Annotated in this window: 26 protein-coding genes; 12 read left to right on the top strand and 14 right to left on the bottom strand. The window is 33.5% G+C overall.

Features of this window, described 5'->3' with window-relative positions:
* Window positions 1–84: 84 nt before the first annotated feature.
* From hutU to ABEB18_RS06680, 3 genes are all read right to left on the bottom strand, one after another.
* Entirely contained in the window at window positions 85–2,064 is a 1,980-nt protein-coding gene (hutU, locus tag ABEB18_RS06670) for a urocanate hydratase (RefSeq protein ID WP_348798409.1), read from the bottom strand.
* Between the two features lie 209 nt (window positions 2,065–2,273).
* Entirely contained in the window at window positions 2,274–3,248 is a 975-nt protein-coding gene (locus ABEB18_RS06675) for a 2-hydroxyacid dehydrogenase (protein ID WP_348798410.1), read from the bottom strand.
* Window positions 3,249–3,265: 17 nt separating this feature from the next.
* Window positions 3,266–3,448 carry a C1orf53 family protein gene (locus ABEB18_RS06680; RefSeq protein ID WP_348798411.1) on the bottom strand — a complete coding sequence of 61 codons (183 nt, stop codon included), beginning with the start codon at window positions 3,446–3,448 and terminating at the stop codon, window positions 3,266–3,268.
* 104 nt (window positions 3,449–3,552) lie between these two features.
* Here ABEB18_RS06680 and ABEB18_RS06685 point away from each other — a divergent pair, with 104 nt between their 5' ends.
* The 7 genes from ABEB18_RS06685 to hemL all read left to right on the top strand — a co-directional run bounded on the left by ABEB18_RS06685 (window position 3,553) and on the right by hemL (window position 8,726).
* The gene (locus tag ABEB18_RS06685; protein WP_348798412.1) at window positions 3,553–3,897 is read left to right on the top strand and encodes a hypothetical protein; all 345 of its coding nucleotides are present in this window, start codon (window positions 3,553–3,555) and stop codon (window positions 3,895–3,897) included.
* 69 nt (window positions 3,898–3,966) lie between these two features.
* The gene (locus ABEB18_RS06690) at window positions 3,967–4,857 is read left to right on the top strand and encodes a 1-aminocyclopropane-1-carboxylate deaminase/D-cysteine desulfhydrase (RefSeq protein ID WP_348798414.1); all 891 of its coding nucleotides are present in this window, start codon (window positions 3,967–3,969) and stop codon (window positions 4,855–4,857) included.
* Between the two features lie 55 nt (window positions 4,858–4,912).
* Window positions 4,913–5,746, top strand: a complete 834-nt coding sequence (locus ABEB18_RS06695) for a glucosaminidase domain-containing protein (protein ID WP_348798415.1) — start codon at window positions 4,913–4,915, stop codon at window positions 5,744–5,746.
* A gap of 322 nt (window positions 5,747–6,068) precedes the next feature.
* Window positions 6,069–6,284 carry a hypothetical protein gene (locus tag ABEB18_RS06700; RefSeq protein ID WP_348798417.1) on the top strand — a complete coding sequence of 72 codons (216 nt, stop codon included), beginning with the start codon at window positions 6,069–6,071 and terminating at the stop codon, window positions 6,282–6,284.
* Window positions 6,268–7,038: an HNH endonuclease gene (locus ABEB18_RS06705; RefSeq protein ID WP_348798418.1), complete on the top strand. Its 771-nt coding sequence runs from the start codon at window positions 6,268–6,270 to the stop codon at window positions 7,036–7,038. The genes ABEB18_RS06700 and ABEB18_RS06705 overlap by 17 nt, the downstream gene beginning before the upstream one ends.
* A gap of 38 nt (window positions 7,039–7,076) precedes the next feature.
* The gene (locus tag ABEB18_RS17470) at window positions 7,077–7,259 is read left to right on the top strand and encodes an HpaII family restriction endonuclease (protein WP_369077089.1); all 183 of its coding nucleotides are present in this window, start codon (window positions 7,077–7,079) and stop codon (window positions 7,257–7,259) included.
* Window positions 7,260–7,439: 180 nt separating this feature from the next.
* Window positions 7,440–8,726, top strand: coding sequence for a glutamate-1-semialdehyde 2,1-aminomutase (hemL, locus tag ABEB18_RS06710; RefSeq protein ID WP_348798419.1), 1,287 nt, complete (start codon window positions 7,440–7,442; stop codon window positions 8,724–8,726).
* Between the two features lie 77 nt (window positions 8,727–8,803).
* On the opposite strand, the gene ABEB18_RS06715 is transcribed toward hemL, so the two are convergent.
* Complete coding sequence (locus ABEB18_RS06715; protein WP_348798420.1) at window positions 8,804–9,292, bottom strand: DUF4890 domain-containing protein; 489 nt, start codon at window positions 9,290–9,292, stop codon at window positions 8,804–8,806.
* 213 nt (window positions 9,293–9,505) lie between these two features.
* On the opposite strand from ABEB18_RS06715, the gene ABEB18_RS06720 reads away from it, so the two are divergent.
* Complete coding sequence (locus ABEB18_RS06720; RefSeq protein WP_348798421.1) at window positions 9,506–10,675, top strand: molybdopterin molybdotransferase MoeA; 1,170 nt, start codon at window positions 9,506–9,508, stop codon at window positions 10,673–10,675.
* Between the two features lie 31 nt (window positions 10,676–10,706).
* Here the strand turns inward: ABEB18_RS06720 and ABEB18_RS06725 are convergent, their stop codons facing one another.
* The 6 genes from ABEB18_RS06725 to ABEB18_RS06750 form a co-directional block, all read right to left on the bottom strand.
* On the bottom strand, window positions 10,707–11,222 hold the full coding sequence (locus ABEB18_RS06725) for a GNAT family N-acetyltransferase (RefSeq protein ID WP_348798422.1): 516 nt from the start codon (window positions 11,220–11,222) through the stop codon (window positions 10,707–10,709).
* A 49-nt stretch (window positions 11,223–11,271) separates the two neighbouring features.
* Window positions 11,272–11,634 (bottom strand): DUF2200 domain-containing protein, encoded by a 363-nt coding sequence (locus ABEB18_RS06730; protein ID WP_348798423.1) that lies wholly within the window; start codon window positions 11,632–11,634, stop codon window positions 11,272–11,274.
* A gap of 21 nt (window positions 11,635–11,655) precedes the next feature.
* Window positions 11,656–12,048: a DUF1801 domain-containing protein gene (locus ABEB18_RS06735; protein WP_348798424.1), complete on the bottom strand. Its 393-nt coding sequence runs from the start codon at window positions 12,046–12,048 to the stop codon at window positions 11,656–11,658.
* Window positions 12,049–12,145: 97 nt separating this feature from the next.
* On the bottom strand, window positions 12,146–12,577 hold the full coding sequence (locus tag ABEB18_RS06740; RefSeq protein ID WP_348798425.1) for a VOC family protein: 432 nt from the start codon (window positions 12,575–12,577) through the stop codon (window positions 12,146–12,148).
* Window positions 12,578–12,774: 197 nt separating this feature from the next.
* The gene (locus tag ABEB18_RS06745; protein WP_348798426.1) at window positions 12,775–13,062 is read right to left on the bottom strand and encodes a YciI family protein; all 288 of its coding nucleotides are present in this window, start codon (window positions 13,060–13,062) and stop codon (window positions 12,775–12,777) included.
* A gap of 35 nt (window positions 13,063–13,097) precedes the next feature.
* On the bottom strand, window positions 13,098–14,189 hold the full coding sequence (locus ABEB18_RS06750) for an AI-2E family transporter (RefSeq protein ID WP_348798427.1): 1,092 nt from the start codon (window positions 14,187–14,189) through the stop codon (window positions 13,098–13,100).
* A 274-nt stretch (window positions 14,190–14,463) separates the two neighbouring features.
* Here ABEB18_RS06750 and glgA point away from each other — a divergent pair, with 274 nt between their 5' ends.
* Window positions 14,464–15,690: a glycogen synthase gene (gene glgA / locus ABEB18_RS06755; protein WP_348798429.1), complete on the top strand. Its 1,227-nt coding sequence runs from the start codon at window positions 14,464–14,466 to the stop codon at window positions 15,688–15,690.
* Window positions 15,691–15,695: 5 nt separating this feature from the next.
* On the opposite strand, the gene ABEB18_RS06760 is transcribed toward glgA, so the two are convergent.
* Genes ABEB18_RS06760 through ABEB18_RS06775 form a run of 4 tightly spaced genes read right to left on the bottom strand, consistent with a single transcriptional unit; the run spans window position 15,696 to window position 18,756 of the window.
* Complete coding sequence (locus ABEB18_RS06760; protein WP_348798430.1) at window positions 15,696–16,511, bottom strand: DUF5995 family protein; 816 nt, start codon at window positions 16,509–16,511, stop codon at window positions 15,696–15,698.
* Between the two features lie 54 nt (window positions 16,512–16,565).
* Window positions 16,566–17,579 (bottom strand): DUF481 domain-containing protein, encoded by a 1,014-nt coding sequence (locus ABEB18_RS06765; RefSeq protein WP_348798431.1) that lies wholly within the window; start codon window positions 17,577–17,579, stop codon window positions 16,566–16,568.
* Between the two features lie 32 nt (window positions 17,580–17,611).
* Window positions 17,612–18,148, bottom strand: coding sequence for a hypothetical protein (locus tag ABEB18_RS06770; protein ID WP_348798432.1), 537 nt, complete (start codon window positions 18,146–18,148; stop codon window positions 17,612–17,614).
* Between the two features lie 32 nt (window positions 18,149–18,180).
* Window positions 18,181–18,756 carry a hypothetical protein gene (locus tag ABEB18_RS06775; protein ID WP_348798434.1) on the bottom strand — a complete coding sequence of 192 codons (576 nt, stop codon included), beginning with the start codon at window positions 18,754–18,756 and terminating at the stop codon, window positions 18,181–18,183.
* A 314-nt stretch (window positions 18,757–19,070) separates the two neighbouring features.
* Between ABEB18_RS06775 and ABEB18_RS06780 the strand changes: the two genes are divergently transcribed.
* Genes ABEB18_RS06780 through ABEB18_RS06790 form a run of 3 tightly spaced genes read left to right on the top strand, consistent with a single transcriptional unit; the run spans window position 19,071 to window position 20,245 of the window.
* The gene (locus ABEB18_RS06780; RefSeq protein ID WP_348798435.1) at window positions 19,071–19,400 is read left to right on the top strand and encodes a winged helix-turn-helix domain-containing protein; all 330 of its coding nucleotides are present in this window, start codon (window positions 19,071–19,073) and stop codon (window positions 19,398–19,400) included.
* A gap of 33 nt (window positions 19,401–19,433) precedes the next feature.
* The gene (mobA, locus tag ABEB18_RS06785; protein WP_348798436.1) at window positions 19,434–20,006 is read left to right on the top strand and encodes a molybdenum cofactor guanylyltransferase; all 573 of its coding nucleotides are present in this window, start codon (window positions 19,434–19,436) and stop codon (window positions 20,004–20,006) included.
* Window positions 20,003–20,245 (top strand): MoaD/ThiS family protein, encoded by a 243-nt coding sequence (locus tag ABEB18_RS06790; RefSeq protein WP_348798437.1) that lies wholly within the window; start codon window positions 20,003–20,005, stop codon window positions 20,243–20,245. The genes mobA and ABEB18_RS06790 overlap by 4 nt, the downstream gene beginning before the upstream one ends.
* The last annotated feature ends 42 nt before the right edge of the window (window positions 20,246–20,287 follow it).

Raw genomic sequence — 20,287 nt, forward strand, 5'->3', positions numbered from 1 at the left:
TTGAAAATTAACTGACTACAAAAATCATACCAGTTAACCCTGTGAAGTTAGCTGATTTTTTTTGTTTTTTTTCTTAAAAAAGAATTAATTTAAAAGGCCATCGTCAACAAGGTTTGGGAGTGTTACTTTTAATAATGGTTCTGCTTCCATGGCTCGTTTTATGGCAAAAATAGCTCCTTCATTTCGAGCCCAACTACGTCTAGAAATTCCATTATTGACATCCCAAAATAACATCGATTTTAAACGGCGTGAAGCTTCGGGACTACCGTCTAAAACCATTCCAAAACCGCCATTAATTACTTCTCCCCAGCCAACTCCACCACCATTGTGAATAGAAACCCAAGTAGCTCCTCGGAAACTATCTCCAATCACGTTGTGAATCGCCATATCAGCAGTAAAACGAGAACCGTCATAAATGTTGGAAGTTTCACGGTAAGGCGAATCTGTTCCTGAAACATCGTGATGGTCACGACCTAAAACTACTGGGCCAATTTCGCCTTTTGCTATGGCTTGGTTAAATGCTTCTGCAATTTTTATTCGGCCCTCGGCATCAGCATAGAGGATTCTGGCTTGAGAACCAACAACCAATTTATTTTCCTGAGCTCCTTTTATCCACTGAATATTATCCTGCATTTGCTGTTGAATTTCATTTGGAGCATTTGTTGCCATTTCTTCAAGGACATGACAAGCAATGTTATCTGTTTTAGCTAAATCTTCTGGTCTTCCTGAGGTACAAACCCAACGGAAAGGGCCAAAGCCATAATCAAAACACATAGGGCCCATGATGTCTTGGACATAACTAGGATATCTAAAATCGATATTGTTTTCGGCCATAACAGCAGCTCCAGCACGAGAAGCTTCTAGCAAAAAGGCATTTCCGTAGTCAAAAAAGTAGGTTCCTTTGGCGGTGTGTTTGTTGATGGCAGTTGCGTGACGGCGCAAGGTTTCTTGTACTTTCGCCTTAAATAATTCAGGGTTGTTAGCCATCATTTCATTAGCTTCTTCAAAAGAAAGATCAACAGGATAATAACCACCAGCCCAAGGATTGTGAAGCGAAGTTTGGTCGGAACCCAAATCGATATACAAATTTTCTCGGTCAAATCGTTCCCAAACATCCACCACGTTTCCGAGATAAGCGATAGAAACGGTTTCGTTATTGGTTTTGGCCAATTTAATTCGTTCTACCAATTTTTCTAAGTCTTCTATGATTTCATTTATCCAACCCTGACTGTGGCGTATGTGAGTGATTTTTGGGTTTACTTCGGCACAAACGGTAATACAACCAGCAATATTTCCAGCTTTGGGTTGAGCGCCACTCATTCCGCCTAATCCCGAAGTTACAAATAAACCACCTTTTGGACTGCGTTTTATTTTTCGAAATCCATTCAAAACGGTGATGGTTGTTCCGTGTACAATTCCTTGTGGGCCAATGTACATATAACTTCCTGCAGTCATTTGTCCGTATTGCGAAACCCCTAAAACATTCATACGTTCCCAATCATCGGGTTGAGAGTAATTCGGGATTACCATTCCGTTGGTAACCACAACTCTTGGTGCTTCTTTGTGCGAAGGGAATAACCCCATCGGATGTCCGGAATACATGGTTAAGGTTTGCTCATCGGTCATTTCCGATAAATATTTCATCGTTAATAAATACTGAGCCCAGTTCTGGAAAACCGCTCCGTTACCGCCATAGGTAATCAATTCGTGAGGATGTTGCGCCACAGCATAATCCAGATTGTTTTGAATCATCAGCATAATGGCTTTGGCTTGTTGGCTTTTACCAGGATATTCATCTATTGGGCGAGCATACATTTTGTAATCGGGACGCAAACGATACATATAGATACGGCCGTAAGTAGCTAATTCATTTTTGAATTCAGGAATCAACTCGGCATGATGTTTTGGATCAAAATAGCGAAGTGCATTTTTGAGTGCTAGTTTTTTCTCTTCGCCGGTCAATATTTCTTTTCGTTTTGGCGCATGATTAATGGAAGAATCATATGGTTTGGCCTGAGGTAATATATTGGGAATTCCTTGTTGTATTTGTTCTTGAAATGTCATTTTTTTTAAATTTTAAAGATTAAAAGATTTAAAATTGAAAAATTTATTGGAGATTTTTCTAATTTTAAAATCGACTTGTTTTTAATGAGAAATGACAAGCTAGGGATAGCGGATATCCGACCTATGATAGGACTTGTGGATTTTAATCCTAAACTTTTTTGAGTGAATATCCATTTTGTTATATTTTAAATTTATTGAGTGTTTTTTAATTAAAAATAAACTTCTTTATTTACACAAAACGGCATTTTTTTATTTTCAAAAAGGGCCAATAGGTTTTGTGCTGCGCAAATAGCCATTCCATTTCGTGCTTCATACGTAGCCGAACCTATATGTGGTAAAACACAACAGTTTGGTAATGATAATATAGGATTGTTTGGTTGCATGGGTTCTGGATTAGTAACATCAAGGCCAGCACCCCAAATTGTTCCATTAGTTAAAGCATCAAAAAGATCAGCTTCATTGTGAAATTTTCCTCTAGCGGTATTAATGAAAATGGAGTTGCGTTTCATTTTAACAAAAGCATTTTTATTGAAGATTTCGGTGTTCTCTGCGCTGAAATTAGAATGAACACTTAAAACGTCACTTTTTGATAGTAAAGTTTCAAAATCAACATATTTTGCATCTAGTTCTTTTTCGGCTTTTTCGTTACGAGAACGATTGTGATACATAATGTTCATCTCGAAAGCCGCTTTGCATTTTTTTGCCATTTCAAAACCGATTCTACCTAAACCGAAAATCCCAAGTGTTTTACCATAAAGTTCCTGACCTAAATTGGCCATTGGGTCAAAACTGGTCCAACCGTTGTTTAAAATTCTTTTATGATTGTAAAATGATTTTCGAGCAACGTTCTGCATTAATAAAAAAGCGACATCCGAAGTAGCTTTGCTTAAAACATCAGGAGTGTTTCCAATTGGGATTTTACGTTTGTTTGCTGATAGAATGTTAACAAAATCATATCCAACGGAAAATAATGCAATCCCTTTCAAATTAGAACATTGTTCAAAAAAATCTTCATCAAAATTGTTTGTGCCTACGTTGAGAATAGCGTCATTTTTTTTGCAAATTTCTATGAATTCAGTTCTAGATAAAATGTTTTCTGTTGGATTTATGGTAAGGTTGATCCCTTCTTTTTGAAGTAAAAGAATCCCGACTTCAGGAATATTTTTAGTAACAAAAACGTTCATTTTGAGTAATACTAAACTTATGATTTTTTTCTTATTTCACCTGTTTTTTTATCAAAACCATAAGGGCAATGCCTACAACCACTTTTGCAACAATACCCTCTTTTGAGATGGTGTTTTTCAGTAAAGCATTTGTAGCCTTCGGGGGTATAATAAAAATCTTCGCCCTCTATTAATTTATTTTCATTACTTTGTTCTGTCATTCTTTCGCTAGTTGTAGAAGGTTTTTTTGCTTTGCTGTTGTGGAATTGTGATTTTCTTTAATTTAAGCTAAATTGCCTTTACAAATCTATAAATTTTATAAACAATGTTTGTTATTGTTGCCAAATATTTAATTCCAAAGGGATATCGAGGGATGACTGTTTTTCCTTTTGTCTTTTTAAAATATGGAGATGATGTTCAGAACAATGCTTTGGTAAATCATGAAAAAATCCATATCCGACAGCAGTTGGAATTACTTTTGGCTCCTTTTTTTCTTTGGTATTTTATAGAATTTTCGATACGCTTATTTCAGTACAAAAATGTTCATTTGGCCTATAGAAATATTAGTTTTGAAAGAGAGGCTTACAATAATGAACTGGATTTGGATTATCTGATGAAAAGAAGATTTTTTAGTTTTTTTAAGTATTTAAATGAGAAAAGAAAAGTTTGAATAGTTAAAATGTTGAGAAAACTAAATCAAGAATTTGCGTATTCTGTGTGCTATTAATAAAATTAAAAATTGAACCAAAAACTCACCTACAATCTCCCTAACGGAATTTTACTCGAAATCAAGCGAGATGATTTGTTGCATCCCTTTGTTTCGGGAAATAAATTCAGAAAAATGAAGTACAATCTTCTTCAAGCTAAAACCGAACGCCAAAATACATTACTCACTTTTGGGGGTGCTTATTCTAATCATATTGCAGCTGTAGCTTATGCGGGAAAAGAACAAGGTTTTAAAACAATTGGGATAATTCGCGGTGATGAACTTGGAGATAAAATCACAGAAAATCCTACCCTGAAGTTCGCACAAGATTGTGGAATGCAATTTGAATTTGTGACTAGAGAAGCGTATCGAAACAAAACAGAGCCTGATTTTATCGAAAAATTGAAGCATAAATTTGACTCCTTTTTTTTGGTTCCCGAAGGAGGAACTAATAGATATGCAATAAAAGGGTGCGAAGAAATTTTGACAGCTGAGGATGCTCAATTTGATTTTATTTGTTGTGCTGTTGGAACTGGCGGAACAATTTCGGGGCTCATCAATAGCGCTTTGCCACATCAGAAAGTTTTGGGATTTCCAGCCTTAAAAGGCGATTTTTTAACAGATGAAATTCGTAAATTTGCCACCAAGCAAAATTGGGAATTAAATACGGATTATCATTTTGGAGGCTACGGAAAAATAAGCGACGAATTAATTCAGTTTATAAATCAGTTTTACCATCAAACTCAGATTCCATTAGATCCTGTTTATACAGGAAAAATGGTTTTCGGCGTTATGGATTTAATACATAAAAACTTTTTTCCCAATAACAGTAAGATTTTATTGATTCATACAGGAGGATTACAGGGAATTCAGGGAATGAATGCGCTTTTGAAAAGCAAAAACAAAACATTGATAGAGATTTAATGACTGTTAACTCTAAAATGATGGATACGATAAAACCAAAAAAATAGCATAATATATGGTCAAGAAACTATTTTTATTTCTTTTTATAGCCACTCTAACGAGTTGTGGTTCATCAAAATCAAAAATACAAACTACCAAAAAACCAGTTGGATGGAAATATTCTAAACCAATTCAAAACGGGAATACAGGCAAAACCATTTCGCAACCTTCTCAGGCTGTATCCAAACCAATGTCAACCAATGAAGCTGTAAAGGGATATATTGCCCAATACAATCAAGTAGCAATGGGAAATATGAATACGTACGGAATTCCTGCAAGTATTATTTTGGCACAAGGAATACTTGAATCGGGGGCAGGACAAAGTGATTTGGCTAAAAATGCCAACAATCATTTTGGAATAAAATGCCATAATGATTGGACTGGAGATAAGGTATATAAAGACGACGATTCGGCTAATGAGTGTTTTAGAAAATACGATCAGGTTTCAGAATCCTATAGAGATCATGCAATGGTTTTGACAGGTAAGAAAAGATATGCCAACTTGTTTACCTTGGCAAAAGGAGATTATAAAGCATGGGCAAAAGGATTGCGTGAAGCGGGATATGCCACAGATCCTAGATATCCCGAAAAATTAATTGGTTATATAGAAACCTATAATTTACATGAATACGATAACAAAGTATTGGGCAAAAAATCTAAAAAAGAGGAAACGAAAGTGTTAGTTAATGATGATTTTAGCACCCCCAAAAGCGATTGGTATGAAATACAAAAAGGAGATACTTTTTATTCGGTTTCTAGAAAATTCAATTTGACAGTTGAAGAATTAAAACAAAAAAATAATTTATCAGACAATACACTTTCTATTGGTCAGAAATTGAAAGTGAAGTAGTCTTTATCGTAATTAAAAATTAAGTTCAATTTTGTTAATTTAGACTTAATTTATCGTTGACTAAAATGTAACAATAATGCAATTAAAAGAGAAAATATCGCTTGAAAAAGTATTTGAGAGAGAATACAAAATAAAGCATGTTGAATGTGAAAACAACAAAGAGGCTGTTATCACTCATTTTTTGCATAATAGTAAACTTTTGAAAAAATATTTTTTGTAGGTATGAAAGAAAATGAATATTTGGACATTCACTTCTGCGGACTTTCCATTCTATTTTTTTAACTCGTTTCCTATAAAAAAAACTAAAGAAGAGTCGTTTAAAATGGAAAAATATCAAAAAATATCAAGAGAAGATTTTATGGGGTTTTTTCGTGATACTGAAAAAATAAATGAACTAACTGTTAATGATAGAATTGAAATTTTCAGAACAATTTTAGTTGGTAATTCAGATATAACTGCAGATTTATTAAATGAAATTTTAGAAGATTATTGTGTTAGTAATCTTGAAGTAATAGATAGAAATGATGAAAAAAAGTAATAATTGGACAAAAGAAGAAACGATTGTTGCTTTTAATGTTTATTGTAAAGTCCCTTTCAAAAATAGTAGTAAAAATAACCCTATAATAATTAAATATGCCAATATAATTGGTAGAAGTCCTTCAGCCCTAAATATGAAAGTTGGAAATTTTGGAAGACTTGATCCAGAATTGAGAAAAAAGGGAATTGTTGGATTAGGAAACGGAAGCAAACTTGATGAAATTGTTTGGAATGAATTTAATGGTAATTGGGAAAAATTAGCATATGAAAGCGAGTTATTGGTAGCTGAATTTCAAAACAAGAAAGTTGAAGAAATTATTGATGATGAAGTTTTTGAATTTCCACTTGGAACAGAAAGAGAAACGATAATTAGACAAAGAGTAAATCAGATTTTTTTCCGTTCTACAATACTTTCATCTTATAATTTAAAATGTTGTATTACAGGGTTGTCAATTCCTGAATTTTTAGTAGCAAGTCATATAATTCCTTGGAAGAAAGATGAAAACAATCGTTTAAATCCTCATAATGGTTTATGTCTAAATTCAATTCACGATAAAGCTTTTGATAAAGGATTTATAACCATTACACCTGATTACAAAATAAAAGTTTCAAAATGTTTTGATGATTTAAAAAAAGACGAAGCAGTTCCTGATTTCTTTTTAAAACATGAGAATCAAACTATTATTTTGCCTGATAGATTCATTCCTTCTAAAGAATTTTTAGAATGGCATTATACAAATGTTTTCATGAAATGATTGGAGAAACAGTATAAAAAAACATTGGAGAAAATGAAATTTACACGCTTTTAAAAGTCATTTCAGGTAAGGAACTTTACACAAGTGATAGCAATTTAAATAGAATAGAGGCTTTAATGTTCTTAATTATCAAAGTGCTTCACAATGAAACAAATGGAGTGTTTGAGTTTAGTTATGATAATAATTTAGTAGTTGTAAGAAATACAAATGGAGAAAGTTAAATATCAATTTTGAGTTCCTGAAACAATCTTATTTTTTGTTAACAAAGTTTTAAAAAACAAATGATGGTTTTTAAATTAAATTTGCAAATTCGATTTAAATAAAAACTAAATTAAAATAGAATTACTCTCTGTTCAAGGAGTGAGTTTGTTAAAATTAAAATAATAAATAGTAAATAAATAATGATTTATAAAAGAAGCAGTCAGCTTTTTGCTGAAGCAGAAAAAGTAATACCAGGGGGTGTAAACTCGCCAGTAAGAGCTTTTAAAGCAGTGGGAGGAACTCCAATATTTGTAAAAAGTGCCAAAGGTGCTTATTTGTATGACGAAGACGGTAACCGATTAATAGATTATATTAACTCTTGGGGACCAATGATTTTGGGACATGCTTATGAACCTGTGGTAAGCTCAGTGATTGAAAGAGCTAAATTAGGGACTTCGTTTGGAATGCCAACCGAATTAGAAACTCAAATCGCTGCTTTGGCCGTTTCGATGGTTCCGAATATTGATAAAATTAGATTCGTGAACTCAGGAACAGAAGCTTGTATGAGCGCCGTACGTTTGGCTCGTGGTTTTACCAAAAGAGATAAGATTATCAAATTTGCAGGATGTTATCACGGACATTCTGATTCTTTTTTGATACAAGCGGGAAGTGGAGCCATTACTTTTGGTTCTCCAAATAGTCCTGGGGTTACCGCAGGAACAGCCAAAGATACTTTGCTAGCAAAATACAATGATTTAGAAAATGTTTCAGCTTTAATAGAAGCCAATAAAAATGAAATTGCGGCCATCATTATTGAGCCAGTTGCAGGAAACATGGGATGTATTCCACCTGCCAAAGGTTTCTTAGGAGGTTTACGTCAATTGTGTACCGATAACGGAATTTTGTTAATTTTTGATGAGGTGATGACTGGTTTCAGATTGGCAAGAGGGGGAGCTCAAGAACTATTGAAAATTGATGCTGATGTCGTTTGTTTCGGAAAAGTTATTGGTGGAGGTTTACCAGTTGGTGCATTTGCAGCTCGTGCCGAAATTATGAATTTCCTTGCTCCTCTTGGGCCTGTTTACCAAGCCGGAACGTTATCAGGAAATCCATTGGCAATGGCAGCTGGTTTGGCAATGTTACAAGCGTTGGATGCTGATCGTGAAATTTTCAAAAGGTTGGAGGACAAAACAGCATATTTGGCAGCTGGAATTGAAAAGGTTTTAAAAAATAATAATGTAGAATTTACTATCAACCGAGTGGGTTCTATGATTTCGGTTCATTTTGATGCGAATCCTGTGACTGATTTTCAAACTGCTGGTAAAGGTGATAATGAAACCTTCAAAAAGTTCTTCCATGGGTTGGTGGCTGAAGGAGTTTATATCGCACCATCTGCTTACGAAACATGGTTTATAACAGATGCTTTGACTTATGAAGATTTAGATTTTACAATTCGAGCTATTGATAAAGTGTCTAAAACGTTTTAATAAATCAAAAGAATTCAATACAAAAATTCCACAAGTGATTCCGAATTATTTTCGTGAACATTCGTGGAATTTATTTTTTACAATGCTCTTTTTTCCCTACGACGCTCTTTGAATTTCTCTTTTTTGTCTTCTCTCAATGTTATCCATTTTGCATATTGATCCGAAGATAGTATGGCTTTCATTTGCGCTTCGGTGTCTGCTTTTTCTGCTTTCAATTTTGTTTTGAGGGCTTTCTTCTCTTGTTGTGTCCATCTTTTTCCACTAATTTGTCTAGCTTCTTTTTCGGCTTTCAATTTTTCGGCTTTCTCGCTTTTTTCAGCCAAAATTTTTGCAACCATAACTTGTTGATCGGTATTTAGGTTTAGTTCTTTCGTAAGATGATTTATGTATTTTTCTTGTCTTTCAGCTGGAGTTAGTTCCTCAATGGTCGTTTTAGGATCACCAGGCTGTGGAGTACTTACTTGTGCTAAAATTGAGAAATGAATGCCGAATAGTAAGACTATAAATACTGCTGTGTTTTTAAATTTAAAATAGCCTTTAGTGTTATTGTAAATTTGTGATTTCATTTTTTTTTTTTTTTTTTTTTTTTTTTTTTTTGATTACAAGTTCAAAATGCACTGTTTTAGTGGTTTACGGATTGTGTTGAATAAAGATAATAATAATTTGGATGCTTCGCAATACGGTTAGTAGGATAGAATTGAGTCATTTTTTATTTCAGAGAAGTGTGTGAAATCATTTTCGAATTGTATTTTTGAAAATATAATTAATTCCAACTGCTTATGATTTCGGTTTCAGAAGCCTTTTCGATTTTACAAAATAATTTGCCTGTACTTTCAGAAGTAAGCTATTCCTTGGCTCAAGCCAGAAAGCATATTTTGGCGCAGTCTTTACATTCTCCTATAAATATGCCTCCTTTTCGTCAATCGGCGATGGATGGTTTTGCTTTAGGTTTGCACGATACTTTGGTTTACGAAATTATAGGCGAAATAAAAGCAGGCGATTCGCATCAGGTAACATTACTTCCGGGGCAAGCCATAAAAATTTTTACAGGAGCTGCAATACCCGATTCAGCACAAGCTGTTATTCAGATAGAGAAAGTGTTGGTAAATGGAAATCAATTACAATTACAAGATTTGGTTCCTCCTAATACGAATGTTAGACCCATTGGAGAGCAAATTTCAACTGGTGATTTGGCTTTAGAAAAAGGAACAATTTTAAATGCAGCTGCGATTGGATTTTTGGCAGGATTGGGTTTTACCGAAGTCAAAGTTTATCCCAAACCAAGAATTGGAATAGTGGTTACTGGTAATGAGTTGTCTAAACCAGGAACGCCACTAGAATATGGGAAAGTGTATGAAAGTAACGGAATTATGCTGCAATCAGCTTTGAAAGATAATTTTTATGACGAAGTTTCTTTGTATGCTGTAGATGATAGTTTTATAAATACCAAAAATAAACTTGAAGAAGCTTTTTCGAATAATGATGTAGTGTTGGTTTCTGGAGGAATATCGGTTGGAGATTATGATTTTGTTGCTCAAGCCTTGAAAGAACTTGAAGTCGAAACTTTGTTTTATAAAGTCAATCAAAAACCTGGAAAGCCTTTGTTTTCAGGAAAGTTAGGAAATAAAATGGTTTTTGCATTACCTGGAAACCCCGCAGCTAGTCTCACTTGTTTTTATGTATATGTTTTGCCAACATTAAATGTAATTTCGGGAGCCAAAGCCAATTACCAACAAGCAGTTAGGCTGCCTATTGCACATGATTACAATGTAAAAAATTCCCGAGCTCAGTTTTTGAAAGCTAATGTTAAAAATACTGAAGTTCAAGTTTTGAGCCATCAAGCTTCCTCGATGCTAAATTCTTTTTCAATTTCAAATGGATTGATTTATGTTCCAGATGGGAATTATGACTTGAAAAAAGGAGACGAAGTTGAAGTGTATTTGTTGTAAAAAGAGGGATGAGTAGTTTCGAATGAAATGGTTAGCTGAGTTGAGGTAAGATTTTTTCAAAAGCTAATCTTTCACCTCCTCTAAAGTATACTTTTCCACAAAGTACATAACCCATTTTTTCAAAGATTTTCAACATAGCAACATTATCAAAATTGGTGTCCGCTTTGATGCTGTAAACTTGATGTTGATTGGCAAATTCTTCAATAAATTCAAATATTTTTTTTGCCAAACCTTTACCAATATGTTTTTCAGAAAGAGCTACGCGATGAAAGACTACAAAATCATCGTTAGATAACCATTTGCCTTTAATGTTTGCATACTCTGGTTCATCGTTGATTAAAATTGCAGTATATCCAACTATTGTTTCTCCTTCGGTTAGTACAAATCCAGCACCTTTATTAATGTCATTTTGTACGACAGTTGGGTTTGGATAGCCATCTTGCCATTGTTGGCTGCCATCTTGTTTTCTGCGAAGTATTGCTTGTTGCAAAATTTCCCATATTTCAGGAATTTCGGCTATTGTTGCTTTTCTAAAAGAGTAATTCATTTCGCAAATATAACCATTTGCGTTTCTAGAAGAAACAGGATTTGATTTTCTAATTTGTTAAAATTTTTTCGATGGCTTTTCCTTTGGCTAATTCGTCAACCAATTTATCTAAATAGCGTACTTTTTGCGTTAGTTTGTTTTCGATATCTTCTATTCTATATCCGCAGATTACACCAGTTATGAGGTGTGCATTTGGATTTAGTGTTGCCTTTTCGAAGAACTGTTCGAAAGTAGTTTTGCTTTCAATTTGTTGTTCGATTGTAGGAGTGTCAAATCCCGTTAGCCATTCGATAATTTGGTGTAGTTCTGCCTGAGTTTTGCCTTTTTTTTCAACTTTTGTTACATAATGCGGATATACAGAAGCAAATGTCATTTTTGCAATTCGGTCATCATGTTTGCTCGTGTCTTTCAAATTTAGATTGAAATCGTAATGTTATTTTAATCTTTCTAGTAATCCCTTTCTTTTTACAATGTTTTTATAATCCCATTGTATTTCTTTTGATTTTTCTAACCAACGAATCAAATCAGCAGGTATAATTTCAGTAATATTATTATAAAAAATTGAAGCATCTTTGAATTTTTCGCCAATAATTGCCAAGCTTTTTTCTTCAAAGCTGGCACCACTCCAAAACATCAATCGGATTCCTCTTTTTTGTTTGCTGTATCCCACAATTGGATTTTCGTCTAAAAACCAAACAGGATGTGCATGCCAAATTTTGTTTTTAGCCTCGTTTAGTTCACGGTCAATAATTGTTGCAAGACAATCGCAAATTTCTTTGTCAGTATTGATTTGTGTGCTGTTATAGGTTTTAATTTCTGGGTTCATTGCCATAAGGGTTAAAGATGTTCAGATCTTAATTTGAATTTTGACCAAATACAATTACTTTTCCAAAAAAAAGAAATGGATTTGTTGCTTTTTAAGATTAGGCAATTTCATTAGGGTCAAAATTCACCATCCATTCAATACCATATTTGTCTCGAAACATTGCAAAATAAGAACCCCAAGGGCTTTCTGCAATTGGCATTTCAATTTGTCCACCTACAGAAAGTCCGTTGAATAATCTACTGGCTTCTTCTTTGCTTTCTGTTTGAATTGAAATCTTACTTCTGTTTTCGTTTTCATTTGTTCGTCCTAAAATTTCAGGAACATCATTTGCCATTAAAACATTAGCTCCAATGGGTAAAGCAATGTGCATTATTTTGTTAGCTTCATTTTCAGATAATGGGAATTCGATAGTAGGAAGGTCTTTAAATCGAACAATTTTTGTGAATTCTCCACCAAAAACGGATTTGTAAAATGTAAATGCTTCTTCGGCATTTCCATTAAAATTAATATGTGGGTTTATCTTTGCCATTATGCCTTTTACTTATTACGTTATTACTAAATCTATTTGACAGCAGTAGGTAAGTGGTCAAGAAACTAATTCGATTTTTAAGTATTTTCGAAGTTGCAGAAACTAGGGGCAGAATTCTAACCGCTAAGTTACTGTTTTTTGCTTTTGAAATTTATTTTGCCTCCTTAAACCTCTTTCTATCGGGTGTAATAATATTTTTATTCAATGAAACTGGCAAAGTTTTCGACGTATTTTGTCGGAATTACTTCTGTTATCTCAAAGTCGGCAATTTGGTTTGTATAGAAAGGATCTTGTTCAATAATTTTTGACAATGTTTCTTTGTCTATGTTGTGTGCTAAAATTACACCACCTGTTCTTGGGTTTTTTGGACCAGAGAAAATAAATTTCTTTTCTGCAAAGTATTTGTCTAAAAATTGAAGATGCTCTTCGATATAAATTTCTACTTCGTTAATGTCTTTTTTGTAAGTCAATGAAACTATAAACATGTAATTTTTTTTGTAATGATTTAAAAAGGTTGATTTTAGTCGTCTATTTTAGGTTCTTCGTTTTCCATATCGATCCAAGTGAGAAAGAATTTGTATCCCAATGTCAAGATAACGGCACCGAGAAATAAACCAATGAATCCATTAAAAATAAATCCACCGATGGCACCTAAAAAAATTACTAGCATAGGAGCTGGAGGATTACCTCGTCCTAACAGGATTGGTTTTAGAATATTATCAGAGATCAATGTTATCCCGGTCCAAATAGCCAGTAGGGTTGCTGTTGTGGTATCGGTAATCGAAAACATATAAATCACGACAGGAATGGCAACAGGACCAATTCCGATTTGGATAATGGCTAGAAAAAGACAAATTACGGTGAAAATACCCGCAAAAGGAACACCTGCAGTAAAGAATCCTAAACCAATCATTAAGGACTGAATTAAGGCTACTCCAATAAATCCTCTAACCACGTTGCGAATGGTGATTACGGTAACATCTGCATAATGTTCGCCATTAGAACCTATTAGTTTGATAAAGATGTTTTTGGAAACCTTCGTTAATGAATCCGAATACAATAATAATCCCATTGCAATGATAGTTGATGCTATAAATTGTAATAATCCTTTCCCAATTCCGGCCAAGGAAAGCAACAACCATTCGCCAACAACTTTTAACTGGTCGGCATATTTTAGAATAACTTTAGAAATATCTTCGGATGCAGCAGTCCAGATTTCAACTATAGGTTTGGTTATTGTGGGCCAACTTTTTGTGGATTCACTTGGGGGCGGAATCAAATGTTCTCCCGACTGATAATGTAGTGTTAAATTATGAATTTCGTCATATAAAGATTGAGTTATCAACACGCTGGGTGTAATTAGAGTAGTCAGTAACACGATCGAAATAAAGAGAATTGCCCATATTTTTTTTCCTCTAAATAGTTTCACTATTTTTTCGTAAACAGGATTAAAGGCAATTGCAATAACAATAGACCAAACTATAATTAAGATAAAGGGTTTAAGAATGTCATAACACCAACCAATTAACAAAAATAATATTCCAAGGCGAATAAGGGTATCGGCAATTTTCCCGAAATTGTTACTGTCAAAAACGGATTTACTTTGTTTCATATTTCAACTTTTAGACGGTTTAATTGGTGTTGGTTTTTTATAGCTAATCTAGTTAAATTATCATAAAAATTGCTATTAAGTAATTATTTATTTTATGAAAACTTAATGTTTTTTTATTAATTGGTGTAAAATGCTGAAAAAATAATTAAGCGTTTCTGTTTAAAAATAGATTGTGGTTTCGTATTTTTACTTTAACACCTTAGAAAGTTGTTTCGTTTTTTTTTTTAAAGAAAAATTTTCTATCGATTTATTCTATAAATTTAAAATTGTCCAAATGAAAATAGCACTTTATTCTAATGAATTTCCACCTAATATTTATGGTGGAGCTGGAGTTCATATTGATTTTTTGAGTCATGAGTTGGCTAAGTTAGGTCAAGTTGAGGTTAGATGTTTTGGGGATCAAAAAGAAGACAAAGGGTCTATGCATGTTGAAGGAATTCAGTCTTGCTTGACCAAAATGGTGGATCCCGAAAATGAACACATCAAGATGTTTCATAATTTAAGCCGAAATGTCGAAATGTCTCAAGCCACTCCAAAAGCAGATATTGTGCATTGTCATACTTGGTACACCCATTTAGCCGGAGTTTTTACAAGAGAGTTGTTGCAAATTCCCTTGATTTTGACTACTCATAGTCTAGAAACTCATCGCCCTTGGAAGGTAGAACAATTGGGTAACGGTTATTTTATGTCCCGATGGATTGAAACCACCGCTTATAAAATTGCGGACGGGGTTATTGCAGTGAGCGAACAAATGAAAGCCGATGTGGTTGAAGCTTATGGAGTAGATCCCAAAAAAGTAACGGTTATTCATAACGGAATTGATCCTGAGTTTTACAAGCCTACTTTTGATGATAATTTGTTACTAGAATACGGAATAGATCCGAAGATTCCTTTTGTTCTTTTTGTGGGAAGAATTACTCGTCAAAAAGGAATTTCTCAATTAATTGAAGCTGCACAATATTTCAACGAAGATTGTCAAATCGTACTTTGTGCAGGCGCTCCAGATACCGAAGAAATTGCTCTAGAAACAGAAACATTAATTAATGAGCTCAAAGCAAAAAGAAATGGAGTAATTCTGATTTCGGAAATGTTACCTCGTGACAAAGTCAAAGTGTTGTATTCTCATGCTAGAGTGTTTGCTTGTCCGTCTTTATATGAACCTTTTGGAATTATTAATCTTGAAGCCATGGCTTGCGAAACACCTGTTGTTGGGAGTCATGTAGGTGGAATTCCGGAGATTATTGTCGAAGGAGAAACGGGTCACTTGATTCCGCTGGAAAGTGTGTCTAGAACCAATTTCAATCCATTAAATCCAGTAGCATTTCAAAAAGCATTTGCTGCCAAAATCAATGCATTGTTAGAAAATGAAGAATTGGCAACCCAGATGGGTAAATTGGGTCGTGTAAGAGTGTTAGAAAAATTTAGCTGGGAATCGATAGCTAAAACGACTTTTAATTACTATCAGGAAGTTATGGCTCGATTCGAAAAGGAAAAAGCTTAACAGCTTTAAGTTAATAACACTTTATTCGCAATTTCGATTGGTTTTTTATTTGGGATATAATGAACTTTGCCCAGATCTATTATTTTTTGGGCAACTGTACCTCTTTCAAATAATCGAATAAATTTGAAAATGGTATTCACAAAAAAGCCTGGATTGGTAATTAATTTTGCAATTTTGGTGACTTTTTTATCTCTTTCGACTATAGAAGCAGCTCTTTGGTTTTCGGGAAGTAGAACAAATTCGGTAGCGTATTTCCATGCACCATCTCTAGCGGTTTTCATACTGAAATCAATAAAAAAGTTATCAATTTTTCCCGAGAATTTTAAGATATACGTTAGTGTTGGCCAAACTTTAACCAGATATTCTTCGACACTATTAACAAGGTCACTTAGTATTTGGTTGATTTTATTATAATCAGAATGCAAGTCAAAAATACTTTCGGGTGTGCTTACTTGTGCACACGCAATTCCTAAGTCTAAATTGATATGAGCATTAATTCCTAATAATAAATGTTGTACCACTATTGGCCAATATTCTTCTCCTTTGCTAAATGAAAACGCCCAACAATCTGATGGCATTTCGCCAGCTTTGTATTGGTAATAGGCTTTCAAATAACGATTAGCAAACACAACATCCAACTTTTCCATTCGTTCTGGATTTTCAAATAAACCAGTTTCGATACCATTTTTTATTTGCATCGTAACTTCTCTATATAAGGTTGGGAATAAACCTATGGCCGATTGTTCTAATTTAGAATTCTCGATTATTAGATCTAAACATTGAATAACTTCGTTTATAGTAGAGGCTTCTTTTGTGTTCATTTTTAGTTGGTTATGTTGTAAATAAAAAACGAATGTAATGTTTTTTTGAATAATTTATTTTAATTCCCAACCAAATCCTGTAGAGAAAACATAATCATTTTTTATAGCCGAAGCGACGGGCTGATTGTCAAAGTTGGCTTGTAACTCGGTTTTGATATAGAAATCGAAAGGTAAATCATATTTGATTTTAAAACTGTAATCGGCTCTGAATCTTCCTTTTTCAGATAAACTAGGGTATCCTATTGCCGATGCATATAGATCTATGTTTTTAAAATTGAACATATTGAACTGTGTGATTATTTGCATCTCGGTAGATTCTTTGTCATCTGCCGAATTGTAATATTTCTCTATGTTGTAAGTTATTCCTGTTCCGACCAGAAAGAATAATTTATTATTTCGAACCAAATAATTACCAGCTCCAATGCTTGGAGTAATCTTCGCATCGAGTTCTTGACTGGTATTGGATAAAAAGGATAGATTGGAAGAAAGGAACCAATTATGAGCAAGGTATCTTTTGCTGTCAACAGACCAATCAACCCTTTTAATGTCATCTACATCATCTTGAGTGGTGTACAATTGGTTGTATTGTGCTCGATGAATCCATTTTTCACTTATATAATTTAAAGCTCCAGCAAAATTGAGTTGCTGACTATTATTGGATCTGGTAATTACATAGCCAAAATCAATCGTACCTTTAAAGTGATTCCAAAATCCAGCTTCGACTTTTTTTAACGTGACAATTTGATTCATTTGTACCATAACAGTTGTGCCGTCTTCTTGTGTGATTTTGATCGTGTTGTCAGGTGGTACAGTTTGTATAGTCCCATAAACCCTTTGACCGTTCGAAAGCGCTACAGAGTAACGGTGCTCTAAGTTTAATGACTCGACTTTGTCAAAAGTAATGTTGAAATCGCTATCGCTATAAGGTGTTTTTACAATCAAAATATTGCTAGTCATTTCTTTGAGTTCGCCCACAATTATATCTTTATTTTTAAAAGTAATGGTGTCTTTTTGAGCAAATGCTGTTATGAATAATAGTCCAAAAAAAAGGAGTAATGCGTTTCTCATGATTCTTGAATTTGATTGTTATTTGTTTAGATTTATTTACCGAATTTTTTTGCTACACCAATGCCTAAGCAAAAACTATCGTAAGTTCCCCATTTGTTGTCATAAACTACATTGACAAGAAATTCCCATTCGTCAGGAAGCTCTACACTATATTCAACACCTAATCTGGTTACAAATAGGTTTTCTTCTTTGGCAAATTCACCTCCTAAACCCGCTTGAAAGGTAAAATGTTTTCCAGGTTTGTAACCTCCTGTCAAAATACTGGCAATAGGTCTGCTTCGTTCAATTATTTCGTTGTCTTCATCTTCAACTTTAAAATTTTCGATGACCATGTCATTGTGCAGTCCAATGCTCCATTTTTCAGAAAAAACATAATTATAATCTAATCCGATCGAAGGTACGGCAAGCCATTTTTTATTTCCATCAATTTCTCCTTCTCTAAGATGAGTGTGACCTAGCATTAATCCTATAGAATGATGAGGTTTAAAAGGTTCTTCGCTATTTTCTTTTTCTTGAGCAATACCTAGAGAAGTTAGCAATATAAAAAGGTGTAAAGTATATGATTTCATTTTTTCTATTTTAAATTTCCAATAAGAAGTTTTTATTTTTCGATAGTAATCCCTTTTCCGTATCGTTTAACAATGGCAACAACATCGCTTACAGACATATCCGAAGCTTTGATTTTAGATTCGTGTATGAGTTTTATTTCTCCAGATTTTGCATCTGGTGGTTCTGGAAAAAATACAATACTAAAATTGTCGGTTCTTTTTTCAATTTCGATACCAATTTTCCAATCTTCACCATCGTTGATCAAGACTGTTTTCCAGGTTTCATCCTCATTGCCAATGGTTTCATTGGCTCTGGTTTTTAGTAAATTATAACTTGGAATAAGTAATGTTAATACGTTTTCAATGGAATTGATGAATTTTTTAATTTTCTTTTTTTCTATGAGAATTCCAGCTATATAGCAAATAAGGAGAATGAAAAGTAAGCTTACGATGGTAAAAATTCCAATTCCAAAAAAATGTAAATCAGGAAGATGATTTTTTATGGGTTCAATTATTTTTTGAATCAGTGATAATGCTTTTTGTAGTATAAAAAGCAAAAAGATTAATGGCATCAAAAAAATGATAATTCCATTAAAAATTCGTTCAAAAATTTTTTCATGCCACTTCATGTTGATTTTTTTTAAGAATTTATAGTAAATGTTTTATAATCTTGAGTAGGTAAGGTAATTACGTTTCATTCGATTGTTTTGATAAGTAATTAGTAAGATTATTGGAGGTACTCAAATTTAGTTTTTTTTAGTTCTTTTAACAATATAAATAGGAAAAAAAATAATGTTGCAAATGCAATAATTGATTTTTTGGTTTGATCTATTTGTGGTTTTTGATATTTAAAATTGGATTTGTAACAATAATGTTGTCATATTGGTTTTTCTATACAAATTGGTTTCGTTATCTTTGTGGAAGTATAACGAAAAAAGAAAACTTGAAAATTAAGAGCAAAATCTGGATCGAAACCGAAGATGGAATTGTCATTAGCGAAGGCCGAATTCAATTATTAAGGTTAATTGAATCTACGGGTTCTTTGAGTAAAGCTGCCAAAGAGATGAATATTTCGTATCAAAAAGCGTGGAAATTAGTAGATGCCTCTAATAAAGCTTCCAAAAAACCGCTTGTCGAAACTCAGATTGGAGGGAATAAAGGTGGCGGAACTTGTGTAACTCCTTATGGTAAAATGCTGATCGATTCTTTTGAGAAAATTAATGTTGCTTGTTGGGATTTTCTAGATTCGCAATTAGAGAAGCATTCGTTGTAAATACTAATTAACCAAACCAACTATAAAACCAAAATGACACAAAAAGAAAGAACTGCCATAATCTTAGCAGGCGGCAAAAGCCAGCGGATGGGAACAGATAAAGGATTGCTGGATTTCAAAGGAAAACCATTTATTCAGCATATTTGCGATGCCTTGTATCCCATTTTCGGAAACAATATTTTGATTATTTCCGGAAACAAAGATTATGATGCATTTGGTTATACCAGAGTTGAAGATATTATAGAAAATAAAGGGCCTGTTGGCGGACTTTATGCTGCTATGAGTGCATCTAAAACGAAAGTAAATTTGGTTTTGAGTGTAGATGTGCCAATGATTTCGACCGAATTACTTCAGTGGTTGCTAGACAATCATGAAGAAACAGACATGGTTACGCAAATTTCGGCCAATGGAAAAATTTGTCCTTTAATTGCAGTTTATGACCGATCTATGCGAACTGTTTTTGGGGAATATATTGCAGGTAATCAATTGAAATTAAAAACAGTAATTGATGATGTGAAACACCAAACTATTCTGATTCCAGAAAAATGGAATGATCAAGTACAAAATATAAATACACAAGAAGAATATCAAAATTTAATTAAATGACTGTAACTCTTAAATATTTTGGTTCCATCGTTGATATTACTCAGAAAAAAGAAGAATCTTTTTTTGCAGAGGAGCCTATATTGCCTGTGTCAGTTTTGAAAAATAAACTAGAGACAGCTTACGAAGAATTAAAAAGGACCAATTATTCTATTGCGGTCAATCAAGCAATGAGTAGTTTGGATACTAAGCTAAAAGATCAGGATGTAATTGCTTTTTTGCCTCCTTTTGCGGGAGGTTAAATTTGTTTGATGTTTAGAGTTTAAGGGGTTAATCTCACTTGA

Origin of the sequence: Flavobacterium adhaerens (genome assembly GCF_040045115.1) — a bacterium.
GTDB classification, from domain to species: domain Bacteria; phylum Bacteroidota; class Bacteroidia; order Flavobacteriales; family Flavobacteriaceae; genus Flavobacterium; species Flavobacterium adhaerens.

Bases quoted from the DNA above. Each gene is read 5' to 3' on its own strand.
- ABEB18_RS06705 (WP_348798418.1), top strand. From the start codon at position 6,268: ATGATGAAAAAAAGTAATAATTGGACAAAAGAAGAAACGATTGTTGCT.
- hutU (WP_348798409.1), bottom strand. From the start codon at position 2,064: ATGACATTTCAAGAACAAATACAACAAGGAATTCCCAATATATTACCT.
- ABEB18_RS06775 (WP_348798434.1), bottom strand. From the start codon at position 18,756: ATGAAGTGGCATGAAAAAATTTTTGAACGAATTTTTAATGGAATTATC.
- ABEB18_RS06695 (WP_348798415.1), top strand. From the start codon at position 4,913: ATGGTCAAGAAACTATTTTTATTTCTTTTTATAGCCACTCTAACGAGT.
- ABEB18_RS06745 (WP_348798426.1), bottom strand. From the start codon at position 13,062: ATGTTTATAGTTTCATTGACTTACAAAAAAGACATTAACGAAGTAGAA.
- ABEB18_RS06750 (WP_348798427.1), bottom strand. From the start codon at position 14,189: ATGAAACAAAGTAAATCCGTTTTTGACAGTAACAATTTCGGGAAAATT.
- ABEB18_RS06680 (WP_348798411.1), bottom strand. From the start codon at position 3,448: ATGACAGAACAAAGTAATGAAAATAAATTAATAGAGGGCGAAGATTTT.
- ABEB18_RS06740 (WP_348798425.1), bottom strand. From the start codon at position 12,577: ATGGCAAAGATAAACCCACATATTAATTTTAATGGAAATGCCGAAGAA.
- ABEB18_RS06685 (WP_348798412.1), top strand. From the start codon at position 3,553: ATGTTTGTTATTGTTGCCAAATATTTAATTCCAAAGGGATATCGAGGG.
- ABEB18_RS06720 (WP_348798421.1), top strand. From the start codon at position 9,506: ATGATTTCGGTTTCAGAAGCCTTTTCGATTTTACAAAATAATTTGCCT.
- ABEB18_RS06715 (WP_348798420.1), bottom strand. From the start codon at position 9,292: ATGAAATCACAAATTTACAATAACACTAAAGGCTATTTTAAATTTAAA.
- ABEB18_RS06735 (WP_348798424.1), bottom strand. From the start codon at position 12,048: ATGAACCCAGAAATTAAAACCTATAACAGCACACAAATCAATACTGAC.
- hemL (WP_348798419.1), top strand. From the start codon at position 7,440: ATGATTTATAAAAGAAGCAGTCAGCTTTTTGCTGAAGCAGAAAAAGTA.
- ABEB18_RS06760 (WP_348798430.1), bottom strand. From the start codon at position 16,511: ATGAACACAAAAGAAGCCTCTACTATAAACGAAGTTATTCAATGTTTA.
- ABEB18_RS06770 (WP_348798432.1), bottom strand. From the start codon at position 18,148: ATGAAATCATATACTTTACACCTTTTTATATTGCTAACTTCTCTAGGT.
- ABEB18_RS06725 (WP_348798422.1), bottom strand. From the start codon at position 11,222: ATGAATTACTCTTTTAGAAAAGCAACAATAGCCGAAATTCCTGAAATA.
- glgA (WP_348798429.1), top strand. From the start codon at position 14,464: ATGAAAATAGCACTTTATTCTAATGAATTTCCACCTAATATTTATGGT.
- ABEB18_RS06765 (WP_348798431.1), bottom strand. From the start codon at position 17,579: ATGAGAAACGCATTACTCCTTTTTTTTGGACTATTATTCATAACAGCA.
- ABEB18_RS06700 (WP_348798417.1), top strand. From the start codon at position 6,069: ATGGAAAAATATCAAAAAATATCAAGAGAAGATTTTATGGGGTTTTTT.
- ABEB18_RS06790 (WP_348798437.1), top strand. From the start codon at position 20,003: ATGACTGTAACTCTTAAATATTTTGGTTCCATCGTTGATATTACTCAG.
- mobA (WP_348798436.1), top strand. From the start codon at position 19,434: ATGACACAAAAAGAAAGAACTGCCATAATCTTAGCAGGCGGCAAAAGC.
- ABEB18_RS06675 (WP_348798410.1), bottom strand. From the start codon at position 3,248: ATGAACGTTTTTGTTACTAAAAATATTCCTGAAGTCGGGATTCTTTTA.